Genomic DNA, 20,850 nt, shown 5'->3' with positions numbered 1-20,850 from the left:
TTGTCCTCGTTATCTCTTTTAAACCTTTGCCTACACCGCTGCGGCACCGCTCACAATCTCACTGATTTCTTGTGTGATTGCAGCCTGACGCGCTTTGTTATATACCAGTTGTAACTCATCAATAAGGTTACCGGCGTTGTCGGTTGCTGCCTTCATGGCAACCATTCGCGCAGCTTGTTCTGACGCCGCGTTTTCTACAACACCCTGATACACCTGAGACTCAATGTAACGAACCATTAGTGCTTCCAAAATTTCTTTTGGATCTGGCTCGTAAATGTAGTCCCAACGATGTTGATATTCTTCGTCTTCTGACTTTGGCAAAGGCAATAACTGATTGATCACAGGTTTCTGTGTCATGGTGTTAACGAAGTCATTGAATACCAAGAATACTCGGTCAATTTGTCCTTCGTCGTACGCTTTAAGCATAACGCGTACAACACCTACAACATCGCTCACAGACGGCTTGTCACCTAAACCAGATTCAGCAGCAAGCAACTTGCCACCAAAGCGGTTGAAGAAACTGCACGCCTTAGAACCTAATGCAGCGAAATCCACTTCTACACCCTGTTCACGCCATTTTTTGACGTCTTGGGTGACGAGCTTAAATTCATTGGTGTTCAAGCCACCACATAAGCCTCGGTCAGTGGAAATCACAATGTAACCGACGCGCTTGACTTCACGCTCTTCCAAATAAGGATGGCGATATTCAAGGTTACCGTTTGCAATGTGACCAATCACTTTAAGCATATTTTGTGCATATGGACGGCCAGAAGCCATGCGTTCCTGCGCCTTTTTCATTTTAGACGCAGCAACCATTTCCATCGCACTGGTAATCTTCTGAGTATTTTTGATACTCCCAATCTTACCTTTTATTTCTTTACCGCTGGCCATGACTATCTCTCCGATTACTCAACGAATTGCGCTGGTGGTTAAACACCAGCACCATTGATTACCAAGTTTGTGTCGCTTTAAAGCTTGTTAAAGCGTCGTTCAACTTAGAGGCAATCTCGTCGTTGTAGTTACCTGATTCGTTGATAGTCTTCATAAGGTCAGCGTGTTCGCTGTTCATGTAAGAGTGAAGAGCGGCTTCAAAATCTAGGATTTTATTAAGCTCAATACCCTTAAGGAAACCTTTTTCTACCGCGAACAGAGATACACCCATGTTAGCAATTGATAGTGGAGCGTACTGCTTCTGCTTCATTAGCTCAGTTACGCGCTCACCGTGCTCAAGTTGCTCACGAGTTGCATCATCAAGGTCAGAAGCAAACTGCGAGAACGCCGCAAGTTCACGATACTGAGCTAGGGCTAGACGGATACCGCCACCCAACTTCTTGATGATTTTAGTCTGTGCAGCACCACCAACACGAGATACCGAGATACCAGCGTTAACCGCCGGACGGATACCTGCGTTAAACAAGTCAGTTTCTAGGAAGATCTGACCGTCGGTAATTGAGATTACGTTAGTTGGTACGAATGCAGAAACGTCACCAGCTTGCGTTTCGATAATTGGAAGCGCAGTCAATGAACCTGTCTTACCTTTCACTTCGCCGTTTGTGTAACGCTCAACGTATTGTTCGTTTACACGTGCAGCACGTTCTAGTAGACGTGAGTGAAGGTAGAATACGTCACCTGGGTAAGCTTCACGGCCTGGTGGACGCTTAAGTAGTAGTGAGATTTGACGGTAAGCAACAGCTTGCTTAGACAAATCATCATATACGATTAGCGCGTCTTCACCGCGGTCACGGAAGTATTCACCCATAGTACAACCAGAGTAAGGCGCTAGGTATTGAAGCGCTGCAGACTCAGAAGCAGATGCTGCTACCACGATAGTGTGGTCAAGGGCACCGTGCTCTTCTAGTTTACGTACTACGTTAGCGATAGTAGACGCTTTCTGACCAACCGCTACGTACACACACTTAATGCCTGTACCTTTTTGGTTGATGATAGCGTCAACAGCCATTGCTGTTTTACCACACTGACGGTCACCGATGATAAGCTCACGCTGACCACGACCTACTGGGATCATGGCATCAACTGACTTATAACCAGTTTGTACAGGCTGGTCTACTGATTGACGTTCAATTACGCCAGGAGCAATTTTTTCAACTGGCTCGAAACCAGCTGCGTCGATTGCGCCTTTACCATCAATAGGCTCACCTAGTGTGTTTACAACACGACCAAGAAGTGCGTTACCTACTGGTACTTCAAGAATACGGCCAGTAGATTGTACTTTATCGCCTTCTTTCAGGTCCGCATAAGGACCCATAACAACTGCACCTACAGAGTCTCGCTCAAGGTTTAGTGCAATTGCGTAACGGCTTCCAGGAAGCTCGATCATTTCACCTTGCATTACATCTGCAAGGCCATGAATGCGGATAATACCGTCAGTTACTGCGACGATAGTACCTTCATTACGTGCTTCACTGCTTACATTGAACTGTTCAATTCTTTTCTTGATCAGTTCAGCAATTTCAGTGGAATTAAGTTGCATGCTCTTATCCCCGTTATGCTTGCAACGCGTCTGCTAGACGGTTCAATTTCGACTTTACGGAACCATCAATAACTGTATCGCCGGCATTAATTACCATTCCAGCGATCAGGGCAGGGTCCACGTTACAATTAAGCTTCACTTTACGTGCCAAACGTTTTTCCAAAGATGCAACCAACTCATTTTGTTGCGCATCAGTCAGCGTAGATGCTGAGGTTACGTCCACTTCTATTTCTTTGTCGTAATCTGCTTTAAATGCATCAAACAAAGTAGAAATTTCAGGCAACGCGGCTAAACGTTTATTCTCAGCCAAAACCTTAACCAGGTTTTGGCCGTGTTCGTCGAGTTGCTCACCACAAACATTGTTAAAAATGTCGGCAAGCGTGTCAGCGGCAACCGCACCAGACAAAAGCTGGTGCATGTCATCGTTCGCTGCTACAGCGCCTGCAAAGGCGAGCATTTCTTGCCATTTTGCAACGGCATCTTTCTCGACAGCAAAATCGAAAGCAGCTTTAGCATAAGGACGAGCAACGGTTGTCAATTCAGACATGGCTCATCTCCCTATTAAAGCTCAGCGACAAGTTTTTCAACAATGTCGTTTTGTGCGTTTGCATCGATTTCACGTTGTAAGATTTGCTGTGCGCCAGCTACTGCAAGTGCAGAAACCTGCTTGCGCAAATCTTCTTTGGCACGATTGCGTTCAGCTTCAATCTCGGCATAACCAGAAGCGATAATCTTTTCGCGTTCCGCATGGCCTTTTTGCGTTTCTTCGTCAACCAATTGGTTGGCACGCTTTTTAGCCTGCTCGATAATTTCAGCTGCTTGCGCTTTCGCATCTTTCAATTGCTCAGTAGCTTTCGCTTGAGCAAGCTCTAGGTCTTTCTCTGCACGCTCAGAAGCTTCAAGCCCATCGGCAATTTTCTTCTGACGTTCTTCAATCGCTGCCATTAGTGGAGGCCATACATATTTCATGCAGAACACCACGAACACAGCGAAGGCGATTAATTGACCAATAAAAGTGGCGTTAAAATTCACAATCGCCCCTCCTCTTAAAGTTCGCTAAAAAAGTGTTTAGTAGAATTAGGCACCAACAGCGAACAATAGGTATAGAGCGATACCAACACCGATCATCGCGATGGCGTCGATAAGACCCGCTACGATGAACATCTTAACTTGTAGTTGAGGTGCTAGTTCAGGTTGACGAGCAGCAGATTCAAGGAATTTACCACCTAGTAGACCGAAACCAATAGCGGTACCTAGGGCACCAAGACCAATCAGTAGTGCAACAGCGATGTATAACATTTACGTCTCCGATTTAAGTTAAATTTAAAGTTAATGTTTAAAAGTCAAACTCTGTAAAAACGGTGTCGATTAAAAATCAAAACCGACACCCGTTAATGCTTAGTGGTCTTCACACGCCAGGCTTAAGTACACGATGGTAAGCATCATGAAAATAAACGCTTGAAGCGGAAGTACCAGAATATGGAACACAGCCCACATGAAGTGCAGTGGAAGCTGGAAATAACCAATTGTAGCAATCAAAATGAAGATTAGCTCACTGGCATACAAGTTACCGAACAAACGCAGTGCTAGTGAAAGCGGACGCGCAAGCAAAGTAACGGTTTCAAGAATAAAGTTCACCGGAATAAAGATAGGGTGACCGAAAGGCTGCATAGTCAGTTCTTTTGCAAAACCGCCAATGCCTTTCATCTTGATTGAATAGAAAAGAATAAGAATAAACACGCCTGAAGCCAGTGCGAACGTTAAGTTAAGGTCAGTGGTTGGAACTGCCTTGTTGTAAACGTCGTGTGGATCCATGCCAAAAGCCGCTTGGCCGATAAGACCAGATACCCATGGAATAAGATCAACTGGCACCAAGTCCATAAGGTTCATTAGCAATACCCATACAAAGATAGTCAGTGCTAATGGCGCAATAAGTGCGCTCTTACCATGGAAAGTGCTTTTAACGTTGTCGTCAACAAACTCAACAACAAGCTCAACAAACGCCTGCATTTTGCCAGGTACGCCGGTTGTCGCTTTTGAAGCAACGCTTCTAAAGATAATTAGGAAAAGAAGACCAAGACCGATAGACCATGCCAGTGTATCAACATGCCATGCCCAAAAACCGGCGTCAGAACACGCTTTGTTAAAAGCAATTCCGTTGTCAGTTGAGCACATGGTGGCATTGGTCAAGTGGTGCTTGATGTATTCTGAGGTAGTGTATTCAGATGCCATTGTTTAACCCAAGTTGTAAAGTGTAAAAATTTGGTGACTGGTTCTTTTGTCTCAATCGGTCGAATACGTTGTTTTCGTTATCGCAACGCCTCGCGCTGTCTTTATTCTTTCGTACCGTAATGAAACATGGCTAGCCCGTGGCTAGCGGTTGTAATCACAAATGCCATGAAAATCTCTAATGGCGCGGCGTTTAAGCCTTTAAAAGCAATTACAAATAAAATGATTGTCAGTGCCAGCTTCAATTTTGAGCCTTGGCTAAAACTCCGTGCAACAAGGTCGTTTTTACTGGCACCTGCGTAACGAAACGCGAAAGCCATAAAAACACTGTTCGGCAAAATGCTGATTAAAGCGCCTGCCGCTGCCGACATGGCGGAATGACTTCCTCCTGCGGCGCCTGCGAAAGCGGTAACGACTAGGGCCGTGACAGCCTGAAAAAGTAGCCCTTTCTTGGCGAGGTCTAACCCGCGTTTTGCTAACTTGTTCGTCACTTTTACTCGCAGCTTGTTCACGTCTTACAAAAAGCGTCAGAAGTATACTGTTTTACCGACAATTTTCAACAGTACAACGCTTTTTGAAAGTTATTCTGAAAATTTTCTATTGCTATAACCGGAAAGGAGAGTGTCCGGCGTTTGCACCGAACAGCGTATCAATTGCGGGTAGGCAAAGGGGATTTCTCTACTAATTTTATTTTAAGTTATTGAATTTTAGAGATAATTCCATCTAATTGTTCAAGGTCGCTAAAGCTAATTGTCAGCTTGCCTTTGCCTTTCGCATTGTGGTCAATACTCACAGGAGTGCCTAAATTTTCTGAAAGTCGTGTCATAAGGTTTTGTACATCAGGATCAACTTTCTTCTCAGGCTTAGGTTTAGCTGGCTCCAAAAGCTTTTTAACAAGCTTTTCTGTATCGCGCACGGTAAGACCTTTGCCCGATACTACTTGCGCAGTTTCCGACTGGGTATCACCTTCTAGCGCTAACAGCGCTCTAGCATGACCCATTTCAATATCGCCATGCTCGACTAACAGTTTCACGTCGTCGTTCAAATTATTCAGACGAAGTAAATTTGTCACTGTGGTGCGTGATTTGCCCACCGCTTCAGCAACTTCTTGATGGGTAAGCGCGAACTCATTCATTAAACGGTCGAGGGCTTGCGCCTCTTCCATGGCATTTAAATCTTCACGCTGAATATTTTCGATAAGCGCAATGGCCACTGCCGCTTCATCAGGCACGTTCTTAACCAAACAAGGCACTTCGTCTAGCTGTGCCAGTTGTGATGCTCGCCAGCGACGTTCACCGGCAATGATTTCATAGCGGTGCTCGTCGACTTTTCTCACTACGATAGGCTGAATAATACCTTGCGCACAAATGGACGATGCCAATTCTTCTAATGCCTCAGGTGACATGTCTTTACGAGGCTGATACTTGCCCGGCACTAAGTATTCAATAGGGAGCTTGCTTAACTCACCGTTGGTTGAATTTACCTCGGCGGCATCTTGTTCTTTTTGAGCAGATGATTGGCTGGTTGCGAGTAGCGCATCTAAACCGCGGCCAAGGCCTCTTTTACGTGCTGACATAGTGTCCTCTATGGCATGTGCTGATAGTGTTCAGCTTATTGTCGTTTAACTTGCTTTTGCCTGTGCAGGCGTTGTTTTGTCCCTACGACGCAGTATTTCACCCGCCAGTGCCAAGTAGGCTTTAGCGCCTGTCGATGATTTATCATAATACATCGCTGGCGTACCGAAGCTTGGCGCTTCAGCTAGGCGAACGTTACGCGGAATAACCGTGCGATAAACTTGTTCACCAAAATGGCGCTTCAATTGTTCTGAAACGTCGTTAGCAAGGCGATTGCGCGGGTCGTACATAGTACGCAATACGCCTTCAATCTTCAATTCTGGATTCACTACGGATGCCAATTTTTGAATGGTATCCATAAGGGCAGTGAGGCCTTCTAGTGCGTAATATTCACACTGCATAGGCACCATTACTGAATCGGCAGCCGCCAGGGCGTTCACAGTTAACTGGTTTAGCGAAGGCGGGCAGTCAATAAAGACAAAATCGTAGTAATCCATAACGGGCTTCAGCGCATTGCGAAGCCTTACTTCACGGGCAAACATTTCCATCAGCTTGATTTCTGCCGCGGTTACGTCACCGTTCGCCGCGATGAGGTCATACTTGCCGCTTGTCGCTTTAACGATAACATCGTTAATTGGCTTTTCTTCAATCAACAATTCAAATGCCGTAGATTCAACGTCGTATTTATCAACGCCGCTTCCCATGGTCGCATTACCTTGTGGATCGAGATCAATCAGCAACACCTTACGTTTGGTTGCTGCCATTGACGCTGCCACGTTAACTGCAGTGGTTGTCTTTCCAACACCACCTTTTTGATTCGCGATCGCGATTACCTTAGCCACGTTAGATCCTGTTCTCGTCTATTTCTATTTTTCGGCTATTTCTTTTTTAGCCAAACCAGATGTCGTTCGCCTACCAAATTTGGCACAGTGAGGTTTTCCGTTTTGCTCACATGGAAGTGATCACTCACTTCGTCTATCTCATCTTGTGGAAACTGACCTTTAAGCGCCAAAAATTGACCTTCTGAATCTACCAGATGCTGACACCAGTGCAACATATCTTTTAGCGAAGCGAAAGCTCGGCTTAGCACAATATCGTAAGGCGTATCGCCATTGTGCTCTTCAACGCGGCTTTGCACAGGAGTTACGTTAGTTAATCCAAGCGTGTGCACACATTGGGTCATAAACCGTACACGCTTGCCCAATGAGTCAAGCAATGTGAATGATTTATCTGGAAATGCGATTGCCAACGGCATACCTGGAAGGCCAGGGCCCGTTCCAACATCAATGATATTGTTACCATCAAGAAAGGGCACAATCGCCAGCGAATCTAGAATGTGTTTTACCATCATTTGCTTAGGATCGCGCACAGAAGTCAGGTTGTACGCCTTATTCCATTTGTCCATAAGCAGCACATAGTCAACTAACTGCTGCTGTTGCTTATCACTTAAATCTAGTGAAAGGGCATCGAGTCCAGACACCAAAATGGTGTGCAATTCTTGCTGTATCGTCATCGAAAAATCTGTCTGTTCGCGTTAATGTTTTTTGCTCTACACAGTCCATACCATAAACCCCCGTGGCGAATCGTTATTTGCCGCTCATTTACAGCCGTTTCTTAATGCAGCTCTTCATGCTCGATACAAGTGCACTTGAAGAAGGCACATAAATTAATCAAAGCCGCACAACGAATGTAAATTGGTGCAATGGGACAGTGTGAAAAGCGCCGAGTTTTTCTAGTTTTCGCATAGTTTAGGCAATTATGATTATCATAATACGCGAATAAATAGGAAAAACTAAGCGCTGCGAGTAATGTGTTGAGTTAAGCGCGTGTTTTACGCACTGATTTTCTCTTGCTTGCGCAACATGCCGTGTTTTTTAAGGTAAACCAGCAGTAAAGAGATGGCCGCCGGGGTAATGCCCGAAATACGCGATGCTTTACCGATAGTTTCCGGTCTGGCTTCGGTTAACTTGGCTACAACCTCGTTCGACAAGCCGGAAATCTTGCTGAAGTCCATATCAACCGGCAACAGGGTGTTTTCGTGTCGCTGCGTTTTCGCGATTTCATCCATTTGACGGGCAATGTAGCCGGCGTACTTAATTTGAATTTCCACTTGCTCTGCAGCAATCGGATCTTCAAGACCTGGGCCAACACTTTCAATTTCCATTAACTGACCGTAAGTCATTTCAGGTCGACGGATTAGCTCTTCAAGAGAATGTTCACGACTCACCGGATTTTTCAGCATGGTATTAAGTTCCGGCGTTGCCGCGTGATCAGGGTGGATCCACTGACCGCGTAAACGCTGTAGCTCACTTTCTACCGCTTCCATCTTGTCGTTAAATTTCGCCCAGCGCGCATCATCAACAAGACCAATCTCTCGGCCCATCGCGGTTAAACGGCTATCGGCATTGTCTTCACGAAGCAGTAGTCTGTATTCAGCACGGCTAGTGAACATGCGGTACGGCTCTTTCGTACCCATGGTAGCCAAGTCGTCGATAAGTACGCCCATGTATGCTTGGTCGCGGCGTAAAATCATCGGGTCTTTTTCTTGAACTTGTAGCGCTGCGTTTGCGCCTGCTACTAACCCTTGCGCACCCGCTTCTTCATAGCCAGTGGTACCGTTAATTTGGCCAGCAAAGAACAAACCTCGAATAAACTTCGTTTCCAGTGTTTGTTTCAGATCGCGTGGATCAAAGAAATCATATTCAATCGCATAACCCGGGCGAACAATGTGCGCATTTTCAAAGCCTTTGATCGAGCGTACAAGGTTCATCTGTACGTCAAATGGCAAACTGGTTGAAATACCATTTGGATAAACTTCAATGCTGTTTAAACCTTCTGGCTCAACAAAAATTTGATGCGATGTCTTGTCTGCAAAACGGGTGATCTTATCTTCGATACTTGGGCAATAGCGCGGTCCGATACCTTCGATAACCCCAGTAAACATGGGTGAGCGATCTAATCCCCCACGAATGATATCGTGGGTTTTTTCGTTAGTGTGGGTGATATAGCACGGGATCTGTGTAGGGTGCATGGTTCTATCACCCATGAACGAAAATACCGGCGTAGGATTGTCACCAGGTTGAGGCTGCATTACAGAAAAATCTAACGAGCGAGCATCAAGTCTTGCTGGTGTCCCAGTTTTTAAACGGTCAACACGAAACGGAAGGGCACGTAGTCTATATGCAAGTGCGATAGACGGTGGATCGCCGGCACGACCGCCGCGATAGTTTTCAAGGCCAATGTGAATGGTTCCGCCAAGGAAAGTACCCACTGTCAGTACCACTGACTTAGCTTTAAACTTCAAGCCCATTTGCGTAACAACACCGCATACCTGATCGTTTTCAACAATCAGATCGTCAACGCTCTGTTGGAACAAGGTTAGGTTTTCTTGATTTTCAACAATGTCGCGAATAGCGTTTTTGTAAAGCGTACGGTCCGCTTGCGCACGCGTTGCACGAACAGCTGGGCCTTTAGAAGAATTCAATGTTCTAAACTGAATACCACCTTTGTCGATAGCCAGTGCCATTGCACCGCCTAACGCATCGATCTCTTTTACAAGATGGCCTTTACCGATCCCACCAATTGCAGGGTTACACGACATCTGGCCTATCGTCTCAATATTGTGAGTGAGCAACAGCGTATTTGCACCCATGCGAGCAGCTGCAAGTGCCGCTTCTGTACCTGCATGTCCACCACCTACAACGATGACATCAAATGCTTCAGCATAAAACATGGTTAAACCTCACTATTAACTTACGATAAGCCGATTAAAAACTAATTTTTCTTACGCAGAGACTGCTGAAAAAAGGGCGCGTATTTTATCTGACTTATTGGATAAAGAAAATGATTAAATTTTCCTCAAAACCTGTTTTTGAAAAGGTGTGATCGAATTATAAGATCTTAAGATCTCTTTTAGATCTGTTTATTTTTACTTTTATTAGGAACATCAAGATCTGTGGGTAACCGATCAAAGCACATAAAGATCATCAAGTTACGCGATCAATAACATTGGGAAACCCCGATCCATAACCCTACCTCAAACTTGTGTATAAATGGCCTTTTTATCCACACCCCGAATCGTTTGAAAAGTTATTCTTTTTTCGATCAAAGCTTATGCACAGTGGTTTGTAGGATCCTATCCACAGGGGTGATCAAGATGTGATCCAACTGGGGATAAAATGTTTGCTATTTATGTATCGCGATCAAAAGATCGTGTAGTTACGTGCGTTATAGCGTGATCTCATTGTGGAGGAGATCTTTTCCAAAAGCTGTGATTAGATCGCCCAATCGCATTTATCAACATCTTCAAAAAATGTGCAGGCTTTTATGAACGACAAGATTATTTTTTCAAAACAGCCCATTTTTCAGGAGAAAAACATAGGAGTTGACCAAAATACAGTCACTTTTATAAGGTAGAAGTGGGTCTGAAAGAATGGTTATTTGTTTAACTGAAGGAGATCGTTGAGTGTATCTATGAATTGAAACCGTATCGTTTTGGTAAAAAGCGGGATCAACAGACTAAGTGATTCGCTATTACTTAGCACAACAGGAACATGCAATAAGGTTTAATTAAGGAAAAGACCTAGCAGAGTAAGGGCAAGGTTTTGAGAGAGATAGGAAACCAGGTGCTATTAGCGCACCTGGTTGGGTTGATAGCGTGGCTGTGAAACAGAGCCTTGCATGTCTTCTTGTTCAATGGTTAAGCCTTCACGGCGGCTTGGGCCTTGGAACCTAACCTTGTAAGTATCGTACTCTTTAATCGACTCAAAACAGTAAGGACCAAGGGCATTTTCAAGTTCGGCTAAATTGTGATTGGTGATCAAAATACAGTTTTTCTTGTTTACTAAGCGCTGTCTTAGCAGGTTACCAAACCAGCTCTGCGCATTTTTCTTTAACACGCTTTCGTTTACACACACCTCATCGAGAATAAGCAGATCAACGTCTAGCAGTTCCTGATTGATCTCCCTGAAGCGCTGCCCCGCGTTGTCCGAAGCCCCAAAATCAAACGAGAAATTGCGCATTTCAAGCAGTGTAGACAGTTGACGATAAAGTACTGAAATTTCGTACTGCTCTATAAGTTGATGGGCTATGGCGCCGGCGATATGTGATTTACCACGTCCGTAATCGCCGTAAAACAGCATCATATGCGAGCCGCTTTGACGCCATGCAGGGTCGTCATGGGCAGCTATGAAAGACTGAGCAATTGATACGGCTTCAATCACATCATCACTGTCTTCAACCAAGTTGGCGAAGGTCCATTTAGGATTCAGATCAGAACGGCCATGAATAGCCTCTACACGGGCTTTTTTACTACGCTGCTGTAGTTGTGATACTTCTTCGTTCGCTTTCGCCTCGTACTGCTTTCGAAGCGTTTTATAGTCGATGTATTCACGATTGGGATCGACGTCTTTGTTGAGCGCTCTCGCTAAATTAGCAATTTTGTCGGTTATACGATCCATAACGAATTAACTCTTCTTAGTTGCGGCATACTTTTCCACCAGCTTTCTAGCATTATCATCTGCTTCTATGCCGGCTGCAACTTTCACTTGTTGCGTTCCCACCACCTTTGTTGGGGCGTAGCCTGAAGCGAGACGCTTGCGCTTGATATTGTTGGCAAACTTTTGTGTCCATTGGAATTCGCTAAACACTGAACTAGGTCTTCCTAACCAATAGGCAATGAATTCACCCACCTCGTTGTCGTCAAATGTTTTATCGATAATACCAAGTAGCGAGGCCATTTCTTCAAACAACGCCTTGTTGGGTGCCCAATTAGGGGTCATGGCGCTGTGACGGGCATGTAGTTGGTCGAAGTCTGACTGCGGCTCGCTTAGAAGCGGAAGAAGTAAGGTTTTCCCGTTGATTGTGTGCTCAAGGTCAAGTTCAAGGGGCAGGGCAACCAAACCCACTTGTTCAAGCTGCTTAACCAAGCTATTGATTTGACGACCGCGTTGATAAGGTTCGTCTTTGCTGTCGCCGTTTAGCAAGTTCAATAATTGCTTATAATCAATAGGGGCGGACGATGTCGTTGCCGCATTTGCACCTGTTCGAAGCCCAAGTAAATACAGTACCCGGCAATCGTTAGAGAGGGGAGATTGCAACGCCGCCAGTTCAGCTTGGGTAAGGTTGCTGTTCATCGCATTGGTTCCACGTAAAAACGCTTGTTAAGCATTGGCCAGCTTTTCGTCAAACCATTCTACGGCGGCATCTTCAGGGATAGGGTGTTCTAGCACATCGATGTATAGCGCGTCGGTAATTAACGTGCCACCTGCGTTTTTAATATGCTTTTCCATTTCTTTTGCGCCGAAACAAAAGGTGTCGTAACTGGTGTCACCTAGCCCAATAACATAGGCATTTACTGCGCTTAAATCCGCGCCCTCTAGCTGTTTTGCGAACGGCTGGATGTTGTCAGGTAATTCGCCAGCACCGTGTGTTGATGTACACACGATCCACGTTGATTCCGTTTTAATCTCATCTAAATTTGGTTCAGCATGAATAGTGTGGGTGTGCCCGCTCGCATCAAGTTTTTCCGCAATGGCATCTGCCACGTATTCTGCGGCGCCTAACATGGTGCCAACGATGATTTCAAAATGCTTGCTCATTATTAGGTTGCTTCTCTATTTACGATTGTCGTCTTAACGTAAGTGCGGCTTATCCCGTAGGTTATTCACCTTCTTACTTTTATGGTCACGCTATTTGCCGATACAGAACGATGAAAAAATCTTACCAAGTAGATCGTCTGACGTGAATTCACCGGTTATCTCACATAGTGCCTGGTGAGCCAAGCGCAATTCTTCAGCAAGCAACTCACCCGCCATAGCATCATGCAGTTGTTGTTCGCCAGTGCTTACATAACTGTAGGCTTGGTCGAGTGCATCTATGTGTCGTCTGCGCGCAATAAATTGACCTTCAGTTGTAGTATCGAAGCCCATGGTTTTGGCTAGATGTGCTTTTAGCGTGTCGACGCCGCTACCTTCTTTGGCTGATAGATTGATAACTGAGATATCACCTTGCTCGGTGGCAACTGTGCTTTGTCCAATATCTAAGGTACTAAGGTCGGCCTTGTTGCGAACTACGGTAACGGGGATGCCTTGTGGCAATCGGGCCATAAATTCTGGCCATATTTCATAAGGGTCGATAACAGCAGTTGCGGTAGAGTCTACAACGAATAATACGTGGTCAGCTTCATTAATGGCTTGCCACGCGCGCTCAATACCAATTTGTTCCACTTTATCTGGGCTTTCTCGAAGTCCTGCTGTGTCGATAATGTGCACCGGCATACCATCAATGTGTATATGCTCTTTAAGCACGTCTCGCGTGGTACCGGCTATATCGGTAACAATGGCGCTATCTCGTCCTGCCAGGGCGTTTAATAAGCTCGATTTACCGGCGTTAGGTCGCCCCGCAATCACCACCTGCATACCTTCGCGCAACAAGGTGCCTTGTTTAGCCTGTTCGCGCACTTTGGTTAAGCTTTGCATAATTGCGCTTAAGTCACCTGATACTTTCCCATCAGATAAGAAATCAATTTCTTCTTCAGGAAAATCGATGGCCGCCTCTACGTACATACGAAGATGCACGATTTGGTCAGATAGCGTTTGAATTTGTGTAGAAAACTCACCCTGTAGCGAGCGCAGCGCACTTTTTGCTGCCTGTTTAGAACTTGCATCAATCAAGTCGGCAATCGCCTCTGCTTGCGCAAGGTCTAATTTATCATTTAAAAAGGCTTGTTCACTGAATTCACCTGGATTGGCAAGTCGGGCATCGCCCGTTGCAAGCACGGCATCAATCAGCATGTCCATGACAACTTGACCGCCATGGCCCTGCAGTTCAAGTACATCTTCACCGGTAAATGAGTTAGGCCCTTTAAAAAACAGTGCTATGCCCTGGTCTATTACGCTGTTGTTAGCATCAACAAACGGCGTATAGGTCGCAAGACGTGGTGTTAGTGCGCTTGGTACTAACGCCTCTGCGATAGCTTTAGCCTTAGGACCTGAAACACGCACAATACCTACGCCGCCACGACCGGGTGCTGTCGCTTGTGCGGTAATAGTGTCGGTAGAAAGGGTGAGTGATTCCATAATTAGTCGCGGAAGTTCTTAAATTGGAAAGGTTGGCCTAAGTTCGACTCTTTAACCAGCGAAATCACTTGCTGCAAATCATCACGCTTTTTACCTGTTACGCGAAGTTCTTCGCCTTGAATAGCCGTTTGCACTTTGATTTTGGCGTCTTTCACCAGCTTCACAATCTTCTTCGCCATCGGCTGCTCAATACCTTCTTTAAAGGTAATGGTCTGACGGTAAGTTTTACCGTGGGCATCGTAGGGTTTAACATCCATAGATGAAGTGTCGACGTTACGTTTAGACATCGCCGTTCTAAACATGCTTTCCATTTGCTGAAGTTGGAATTCAGCTTCAGCTTTCATGACCACGGTTTTATCTTTGTACTCAAAGCTCGCGTCAATACCGCGAAAGTCGAAACGCGTTGATAGCTCACGGCTTGCGTTTTCAGTGGCGTTGCGTACTTCTTCCATGTTGATTTCAGAAACAATATCAAATGATGGCACAGGTTATTCCTCTTAAGACAAAACAGCCCGCATAGGCGGGCTGTATAATTCATTGATCAGCGTGTTATTTACTGCTGATGCCCCGCTTCTCCATTGAAGCATAAATCATTTTGGCTTGAACCAAGGTAATCACGTTACTGACTAGCCAGTATAGTACCAGACCTGCAGGGAACCACAGGAAGAATACACTCATTGCTACCGGCATCCATTGCATGATTTTCTGCTGCATTGGATCAGTAATGGTGGTTGGCTGAAGTTTTTGCAATAGGTACATACTTGCGCCAGTTAGAATTGGCAGCACAAAGTATGGGTCTTTTGTAGAAAGGTCAGTGATCCAAAGCACAAAGTCTGCATGGCGTAGTTCAACACTTTCCATTAGTACCCAATAAAGCGCAAGGAAGATTGGCATTTGCAGAAGAAGAGGTAAGCAACCGCCCATAGGGTTTACTTTCTCTTTGCGGTAAAGCTCCATCATAGCTTGAGACATTTTTTGTCTGTCGTCGCCAAAACGGTCTTTTAGCTGCTGCATCTTAGGTGCTAAGTTGCGCATACGTGCCATTGACTCGTATTGCTTCTTAGTTAGCCAGTACATCGCGCCTTTTACTACAATAGTGATAAGGATAATTGCCACACCCCAGTTATTAACTAGGCTATGAAGGAAGGTAAGAAGGGCGAACAGCGGCTGTGAAATCCAGAAAAGAATACCGTAATCAACGGTTAGGTCTAATCCGCGCGCAATCTTCGCTAGGCTTTCTTGATCTTTAGGACCCATGTAAAGGGTAGATGCAAGGGTTTTGGTTTCACCAGGCGCTACGCTTTCAGACGGCGATAATACACCAATTACCGCATACTGATTTTTCAGGTTACGAGAATAAAGCGTGTTAGTTTGCTCTTGTGAAGGTACCCATGCTGATACAAAGTAATGTTCAAGCATGCCAACCCAACCCGCTTTCGTGGTTTCGCGTAGGTTGTCATCTTCAATCTCGTCGAACGAGTACTTCTGGTAGCGGTCATCTTCTGTTGAATATGCAGCACCACGGTACGTTGGCATAAACATGTTGCTGTCGTCTTCAAACTCCATCACTTGCTTAAGCTGTGCGTACGGTTGAACCGTTGCTGCGCTGCCAGTACCATTTTCCACGCTATAGCTTACGTTTACGTCGTACTGACCTTTAGTGAAAGTGAAGGTTTTGGTAACTGACAAGCCTTGGTTGTTTTTCCATGTAAGAGGAATAACAAGGGTGTCGCCAGTCATTTCATAATAGTCACTTTGTGCATTATACACCGGGCGGCCACTGCTGCTTGCATCAGGCCCTTGAGCACCGATTAGGCCACTTTGCGCTACATAAAGACCGTTGCCAGAGCGAAGTAGGCTGTAAGGAATATCCGAACCTTGCTCTACCGGAAACTTCAGTAAGTCTGCTGATACTACATCGCCGCCTAGCAAATCGATGCGTAAATCGAGCGTATCGGTTTTTACTTCAATAATGCGGTTTGAGCTTTGCGCCGCTGCGATAGGTTGTGCAGCAGGAACGCTATCACTACTAGGTACATCTTCGCTGCCATTTTCATTAAATGACGGTACGCCTTGTGATGTCTCTTGCGTTTGTTGTTGCTCAACAGGCACAACTGGCTGTGGCCCATAATCTTTTTGCCATGATTGCCAAAGCAAAAAGCTAACTAGCGCAAGGCCAATTATCAGAAAACTACGTTGCGATTCCATAGAGGTCTCTTTATTTTGAGTGTTTATCTTGTTGTTTTTCCGGCACTGGATCATATCCGCCGGCATGCAAAGGGTGGCATTTTAATATGCGTTTAATAGATAACCAACCGCCTTTTACTAATCCGTGCGTTTTTAATGCGTCTATAGCATACCAAGAACAAGAAGGATGGAAACGACATCGTTGCCCTAACATAGGGGAAATGAACCATTGATAGAATTTTATCAATGCCAAAGGCACTGCAATTAAGAGTTGCCGCAACGCTTGTTTAATTTTTTCCATAGCTTGTCCAATGTAGCGAAAACTTCTTGGTTGCTAAGGTTGTCAGCGCCAGACTTGCCAATAACGATAATATCGACATTGGGTAAGTTGTGCTGTTTATGCCTAAAACTTTCTCTGACTAATCGCTTCAAACGATTTCTATCGTGAGCTTTACGGATACGTTTTTTCGCGAGCGTAATGCCTAAACGAGGAGTTGAAAGTGTATTTTTTCTGGCTAGGACAGTAAAAGAGGGAGATACAGCTGGGGTTGCGTTATCAAACACATAGGTAAAGTGGGTGGGAGTTAACAGACGTAACTCCCTAGAAAAATTATTCTCGCCCACTTTGGCGTCTTTCAATTAAGCTGAAAGACGAGCGCGGCCTTTTGCACGGCGAGCTGCTAGTACTTTACGACCATTTTTAGTCGCCATACGAGCACGAAAACCGTGAGAACGCTTGCGCTTTAGATTGCTCGGTTGAAATGTTCTTTTCATGACCAAAGTCTCACTTATATTTAGTTAAACATAGGCGTTTTTGGTAACACATTATGCTGTTGCCAGAACAATGTGGTGTTTTCACCAGAAAAGCCCATCGAAAAAGGACGCTGAATTCTAGAGATCTCGGGGCGTGCTGTCAATGCATATTCTCGCTTTTCGGATGAATAAGTGAACAATTTTTGCATTTTCTAATCGATAGCTTAATCGATAACGCAGTTTTCGTACAAATCGTCTGTGAATAACGCGTAAAATTTGGTTAGGTTATCCACAGTGCGTTGTGAAAAACACAGAGATATATATAAAAAGCAAGGTGATCTAACGGTTTTTTAGCACAAATTTAGAATGAATTTTTCTCGTTATAGTTTGATTTGATCTAAAAGAAAAAAGCTTGCTAATCAGTTGCTTGTTGTTTTGATCGAAAAGATCGATCGGGATCGCCATTTACATTGTGTTGATAAAGTAAGATAATCCACAGCGATTAAAACGATAACTTAATTTCTCGCTGCTACCCAACACTTCCAACGCTATTTTCTTCTAATGGCGCTTTTTAGTGCCTGCTTTCTTTATGCTTGGCTTTTCAGGAGTTGGTTTTTCTAGCGAGTTACGGGAGCTAACTACGTACCATGTCCTTGTGGAACCAATGCCTTGAAAGATTGCGTCAAGAATTACCAACGCAGCAGTTTAGTATGTGGATACGACCGCTTGTTTGTGAAGAACAACAAGGCGTGGTTGCACTCTATGCTCCCAATCGTTTTGTACTTGATTGGGTAAGAGACAAGTACCTGAATAATATTACCGCACTACTAAAAGAGTTTGCCGGAAGTGACGCACCACAATTGCGTTTAGAAGTGATGAATCGTCACAGCGTAAGCCGTAGTCAGCCTGTAAGTACCAGCGGATCTTCGCCTGCTCCAAATACGCCTAATAATCAACCAAGTAAGCCTAGTGCACCTGCGGGCGGTCAAGGGTATCAGAACTATAATCCTAGTAATCAGCCTGTTCACAGCGGCAGTAATGGGCAGCACACATCGTCTTATTCACCAATGTCGAATAGCGGTATGCCATCATCGGCAAGCCAAGCGGGTGATCAAGGACAAAACAATGCGTTTTCAAAATCACCTTCATACACACAGGGTATGGATCTAAATGATCGCGGTGCGCAAAACCACGACCGTAATGGATATAATGCATACGCAGATCAAGCGCCAAGATCGTCTACACCGCCGAAAGTGATCCCGATCCCTGAGGCGATGAAGCATAAAAGTAATATTAATCCGACTTATCAATTCGACAACTTTGTCGAAGGTAAATCTAACCAGCTAGCACGTGCGGCTGCAACTCAAGTTGCAAATAACCCAGGCGGTTCTTACAACCCACTGTTCATTTACGGTGGTACGGGCTTAGGTAAAACTCACTTATTACATGCAGTGGGTAATGGCATCGTAGCTAATAACGGTGACGCTAAAATTGTGTATATGCATTCAGAGCGTTTCGTGCAGGATATGGTTAAGGCACTACAAAATAACGCTATAGAGGACTTTAAGCGCTTCTATCGCAGCGTTGATGCGTTACTTATCGATGATATTCAATTCTTTGCTAATAAAGAGCGTTCACAAGAAGAGTTCTTCCACACGTTCAATGCGCTTCTTGAAGGTAACCAACAAATCATACTTACTTCTGATAGATATCCTAAAGAGATTGATGGGGTAGAGGATCGATTGAAATCGCGCTTCGGTTGGGGTTTAACTATTGCTATAGAGCCACCAGAGCTTGAAACCCGAGTGGCTATTTTGATGCGCAAAGCGGCAGAGAACCGGATTCACTTACCTAATGAAGTGGCGTTCTTTATAGCTAAGCGATTGCGTTCAAACGTACGTGAGCTCGAGGGTGCACTTAACCGTGTTATTGCTAACGCAAACTTTACCGGTCGCCCTATCACTATTGATTTCGTTCGTGAAGCGCTTCGAGACCTTCTCGCACTTCAAGAAAAATTGGTAACCGTTGATAATATTCAGAAAACCGTCGCAGATTATTATAAGATAAAAGTAGCTGATATTTTGTCTAAACGACGTAGTCGTAGTGTGGCGCGTCCTCGCCAAGTCGCGATGGCGCTGGCCAAAGAACTTACCAACCACAGTTTACCTGAACTAGGAAACGCGTTTGGTGGACGAGACCACACTACGGTTTTACACGCTTGTAGAAAAATAGAGCAGCTAAGAGAAGAAAGTCATGATATAAAAGAGGACTATAAGAACCTCATTAGGACTTTGTCTTCCTAACACCACGACCTTAGAGGCGAGATAGCACTGCGATGAAATTTACTATAAGCCGCGAACAATTTTTACAACCCCTACAGTTGGTATCTGGTGCTGTAGAGCGTAGACACACACTGCCAATTCTTTCCAATGTTCTCATCAAAGTAAGTGAGGACGCACTTTGGCTTACTGGTACAGATTTAGAGGTAGAACTAATTTCTAGCGTGAAATTAGAAGGTGAATTCACGGAAGGTGAAATTACTGTTCCTGCTAAAAAGCTGTTTGATATTATTCGCGGTATTTCTGAAGGAACAGATATTCATTTCTCGTTAGACGGCAGCAAAGCACTTATTCGTGCCGGTCGAGGTCGTTATACGCTTTCTACTTTATCTGCCAACGACTACCCAAATTTAGAAGACTGGGAAGGTGAAGTTGAGTTTGAATTATCGTGCAGTGATCTAAAACGTCTTATCGATGCAACGAGCTTTTCAATGGCTCAACAAGACGTACGTTATTACTTAAATGGTATGTCCCTTGAAACGGAAGAGAATATCATTCGTACCGTTGCAACAGACGGTCACCGTCTTGCTCTTTGTCGCCTAAACTACGAGACCGCTTTGCCATCTCGTCAGGTGATTATTCCACGTAAAGGCGTGTTAGAAATTTCTCGTCTTATTAGCGAAGATGATAAATCTCTTAAGGTGCAAATAGGCGCCAACCATCTTCGAATTTTCTCAAACGATTTCATTTTCACTTCGAAATTAGTTGATGGCAGATTTCCTGATTATCGCCGTGTTTTACCTCAAAATGGCGACAAGGAAATTATTGCGAGTAAAGCCGTATTAAAAGAAGCATTTTCACGTGCGGCCATTCTATCTAACGAAAAGTTTAGAGGCGTACGATTAAACTTGTCTTCTGGTGAGCTTAAGATAACGGCTAATAACCCAGAGCAAGAAGAAGCGGAAGAAATCGTTGATGTTCAATATCAAGGTGACGATTTAGAAATTGGCTTTAACGTTGCCTATTTAATTGACGTGTTGAATGCGCTTGGATCTGATGGTGTTAAAGTTAGCCTATCAGACTCAAACGCAAGTGCGCTAATCGAAGATGATGCTGATGACGCCGCGTTATACGTTATTATGCCAATGCGACTGTAGTCACTACTACATTAAGTGTTTGCAGCGTTTCGCATATTCCACGTTATTTTGTTATTTAAATTATCAATTCAAGAAGCGATGAGTGTTGATACTCCTCGCTTC

23 protein-coding genes are annotated in these 20,850 nt (G+C 44.7%); 2 read left to right on the top strand and 21 right to left on the bottom strand.

Annotated elements, in window-relative coordinates:
• Positions 1-30 precede the first annotated feature (30 nt).
• The 21 genes from atpG to MHN09_RS02160 all read right to left on the bottom strand — a co-directional run bounded on the left by atpG (position 31) and on the right by MHN09_RS02160 (position 17,521).
• Positions 31-891 (bottom strand): F0F1 ATP synthase subunit gamma, encoded by an 861-nt coding sequence (atpG, locus tag MHN09_RS02260; RefSeq protein ID WP_012520217.1) that lies wholly within the window; start codon positions 889-891, stop codon positions 31-33.
• A 58-nt stretch (positions 892-949) separates the two neighbouring features.
• Positions 950-2,491, bottom strand: coding sequence for a F0F1 ATP synthase subunit alpha (gene atpA / locus MHN09_RS02255; RefSeq protein WP_025257160.1), 1,542 nt, complete (start codon positions 2,489-2,491; stop codon positions 950-952).
• Between the two features lie 13 nt (positions 2,492-2,504).
• Positions 2,505-3,038 (bottom strand): F0F1 ATP synthase subunit delta, encoded by a 534-nt coding sequence (atpH, locus tag MHN09_RS02250; RefSeq protein ID WP_014951451.1) that lies wholly within the window; start codon positions 3,036-3,038, stop codon positions 2,505-2,507.
• Between the two features lie 14 nt (positions 3,039-3,052).
• Positions 3,053-3,523: a F0F1 ATP synthase subunit B gene (atpF, locus tag MHN09_RS02245; RefSeq protein WP_014951452.1), complete on the bottom strand. Its 471-nt coding sequence runs from the start codon at positions 3,521-3,523 to the stop codon at positions 3,053-3,055.
• A 45-nt stretch (positions 3,524-3,568) separates the two neighbouring features.
• On the bottom strand, positions 3,569-3,790 hold the full coding sequence (atpE, locus tag MHN09_RS02240) for a F0F1 ATP synthase subunit C (protein ID WP_012520222.1): 222 nt from the start codon (positions 3,788-3,790) through the stop codon (positions 3,569-3,571).
• A gap of 99 nt (positions 3,791-3,889) precedes the next feature.
• Positions 3,890-4,723 carry a F0F1 ATP synthase subunit A gene (atpB, locus tag MHN09_RS02235; RefSeq protein WP_012520223.1) on the bottom strand — a complete coding sequence of 278 codons (834 nt, stop codon included), beginning with the start codon at positions 4,721-4,723 and terminating at the stop codon, positions 3,890-3,892.
• 101 nt (positions 4,724-4,824) lie between these two features.
• Positions 4,825-5,211, bottom strand: coding sequence for an ATP synthase subunit I (locus MHN09_RS02230; protein WP_014977839.1), 387 nt, complete (start codon positions 5,209-5,211; stop codon positions 4,825-4,827).
• 206 nt (positions 5,212-5,417) lie between these two features.
• Positions 5,418-6,296, bottom strand: a complete 879-nt coding sequence (locus tag MHN09_RS02225) for a ParB/RepB/Spo0J family partition protein (RefSeq protein ID WP_239238872.1) — start codon at positions 6,294-6,296, stop codon at positions 5,418-5,420.
• A 45-nt stretch (positions 6,297-6,341) separates the two neighbouring features.
• On the bottom strand, positions 6,342-7,136 hold the full coding sequence (locus tag MHN09_RS02220) for a ParA family protein (protein WP_014951455.1): 795 nt from the start codon (positions 7,134-7,136) through the stop codon (positions 6,342-6,344).
• Between the two features lie 35 nt (positions 7,137-7,171).
• Entirely contained in the window at positions 7,172-7,807 is a 636-nt protein-coding gene (gene rsmG / locus MHN09_RS02215; RefSeq protein WP_014951456.1) for a 16S rRNA (guanine(527)-N(7))-methyltransferase RsmG, read from the bottom strand.
• A gap of 318 nt (positions 7,808-8,125) precedes the next feature.
• Positions 8,126-10,027 (bottom strand): tRNA uridine-5-carboxymethylaminomethyl(34) synthesis enzyme MnmG, encoded by a 1,902-nt coding sequence (gene mnmG / locus MHN09_RS02210; RefSeq protein ID WP_239238870.1) that lies wholly within the window; start codon positions 10,025-10,027, stop codon positions 8,126-8,128.
• Positions 10,028-10,925: 898 nt separating this feature from the next.
• Entirely contained in the window at positions 10,926-11,753 is an 828-nt protein-coding gene (locus tag MHN09_RS02205) for an ATP-binding protein (RefSeq protein ID WP_014951458.1), read from the bottom strand.
• A 6-nt stretch (positions 11,754-11,759) separates the two neighbouring features.
• Positions 11,760-12,428: a DnaT-like ssDNA-binding domain-containing protein gene (locus tag MHN09_RS02200; protein ID WP_039228884.1), complete on the bottom strand. Its 669-nt coding sequence runs from the start codon at positions 12,426-12,428 to the stop codon at positions 11,760-11,762.
• A gap of 27 nt (positions 12,429-12,455) precedes the next feature.
• Positions 12,456-12,893: an FMN-binding protein MioC gene (gene mioC / locus MHN09_RS02195; protein ID WP_014977843.1), complete on the bottom strand. Its 438-nt coding sequence runs from the start codon at positions 12,891-12,893 to the stop codon at positions 12,456-12,458.
• Positions 12,894-12,983: 90 nt separating this feature from the next.
• Positions 12,984-14,372 (bottom strand): tRNA uridine-5-carboxymethylaminomethyl(34) synthesis GTPase MnmE, encoded by a 1,389-nt coding sequence (gene mnmE / locus MHN09_RS02190; protein ID WP_014951461.1) that lies wholly within the window; start codon positions 14,370-14,372, stop codon positions 12,984-12,986.
• Positions 14,373-14,374: 2 nt separating this feature from the next.
• Complete coding sequence (locus MHN09_RS02185) at positions 14,375-14,857, bottom strand: YajQ family cyclic di-GMP-binding protein (RefSeq protein WP_039228889.1); 483 nt, start codon at positions 14,855-14,857, stop codon at positions 14,375-14,377.
• A 64-nt stretch (positions 14,858-14,921) separates the two neighbouring features.
• On the bottom strand, positions 14,922-16,580 hold the full coding sequence (gene yidC, locus MHN09_RS02180; protein ID WP_171337503.1) for a membrane protein insertase YidC: 1,659 nt from the start codon (positions 16,578-16,580) through the stop codon (positions 14,922-14,924).
• A gap of 10 nt (positions 16,581-16,590) precedes the next feature.
• Positions 16,591-16,839: a membrane protein insertion efficiency factor YidD gene (gene yidD / locus MHN09_RS02175; protein ID WP_014951464.1), complete on the bottom strand. Its 249-nt coding sequence runs from the start codon at positions 16,837-16,839 to the stop codon at positions 16,591-16,593.
• Positions 16,824-17,183, bottom strand: coding sequence for a ribonuclease P protein component (rnpA, locus tag MHN09_RS02170; protein WP_015000154.1), 360 nt, complete (start codon positions 17,181-17,183; stop codon positions 16,824-16,826). The genes yidD and rnpA overlap by 16 nt, the downstream gene beginning before the upstream one ends.
• A 15-nt stretch (positions 17,184-17,198) precedes the next feature.
• Positions 17,199-17,333 (bottom strand): 50S ribosomal protein L34, encoded by a 135-nt coding sequence (gene rpmH, locus MHN09_RS02165; protein ID WP_014290886.1) that lies wholly within the window; start codon positions 17,331-17,333, stop codon positions 17,199-17,201.
• A gap of 20 nt (positions 17,334-17,353) precedes the next feature.
• A complete protein-coding gene (locus MHN09_RS02160; protein ID WP_155279887.1) occupies positions 17,354-17,521 on the bottom strand; it encodes a hypothetical protein in 168 nt (55 codons plus the stop codon).
• Between the two features lie 438 nt (positions 17,522-17,959).
• Here MHN09_RS02160 and dnaA point away from each other — a divergent pair, with 438 nt between their 5' ends.
• Positions 17,960-19,615 carry a chromosomal replication initiator protein DnaA gene (gene dnaA / locus MHN09_RS02155; RefSeq protein ID WP_049586370.1) on the top strand — a complete coding sequence of 552 codons (1,656 nt, stop codon included), beginning with the start codon at positions 17,960-17,962 and terminating at the stop codon, positions 19,613-19,615.
• Positions 19,616-19,647: 32 nt separating this feature from the next.
• Positions 19,648-20,748 (top strand): DNA polymerase III subunit beta, encoded by a 1,101-nt coding sequence (gene dnaN / locus MHN09_RS02150; protein ID WP_012516526.1) that lies wholly within the window; start codon positions 19,648-19,650, stop codon positions 20,746-20,748.
• Positions 20,749-20,850: the final 102 nt, after the last annotated feature.

The organism is Alteromonas sp. MmMcT2-5 (genome assembly GCF_022348315.1).
GTDB lineage: Bacteria > Pseudomonadota > Gammaproteobacteria > Enterobacterales > Alteromonadaceae > Alteromonas > Alteromonas macleodii.
Note: the sequence above shows the minus strand (reverse complement) of the source record. Positions and strands in the feature narration are given on the sequence as shown.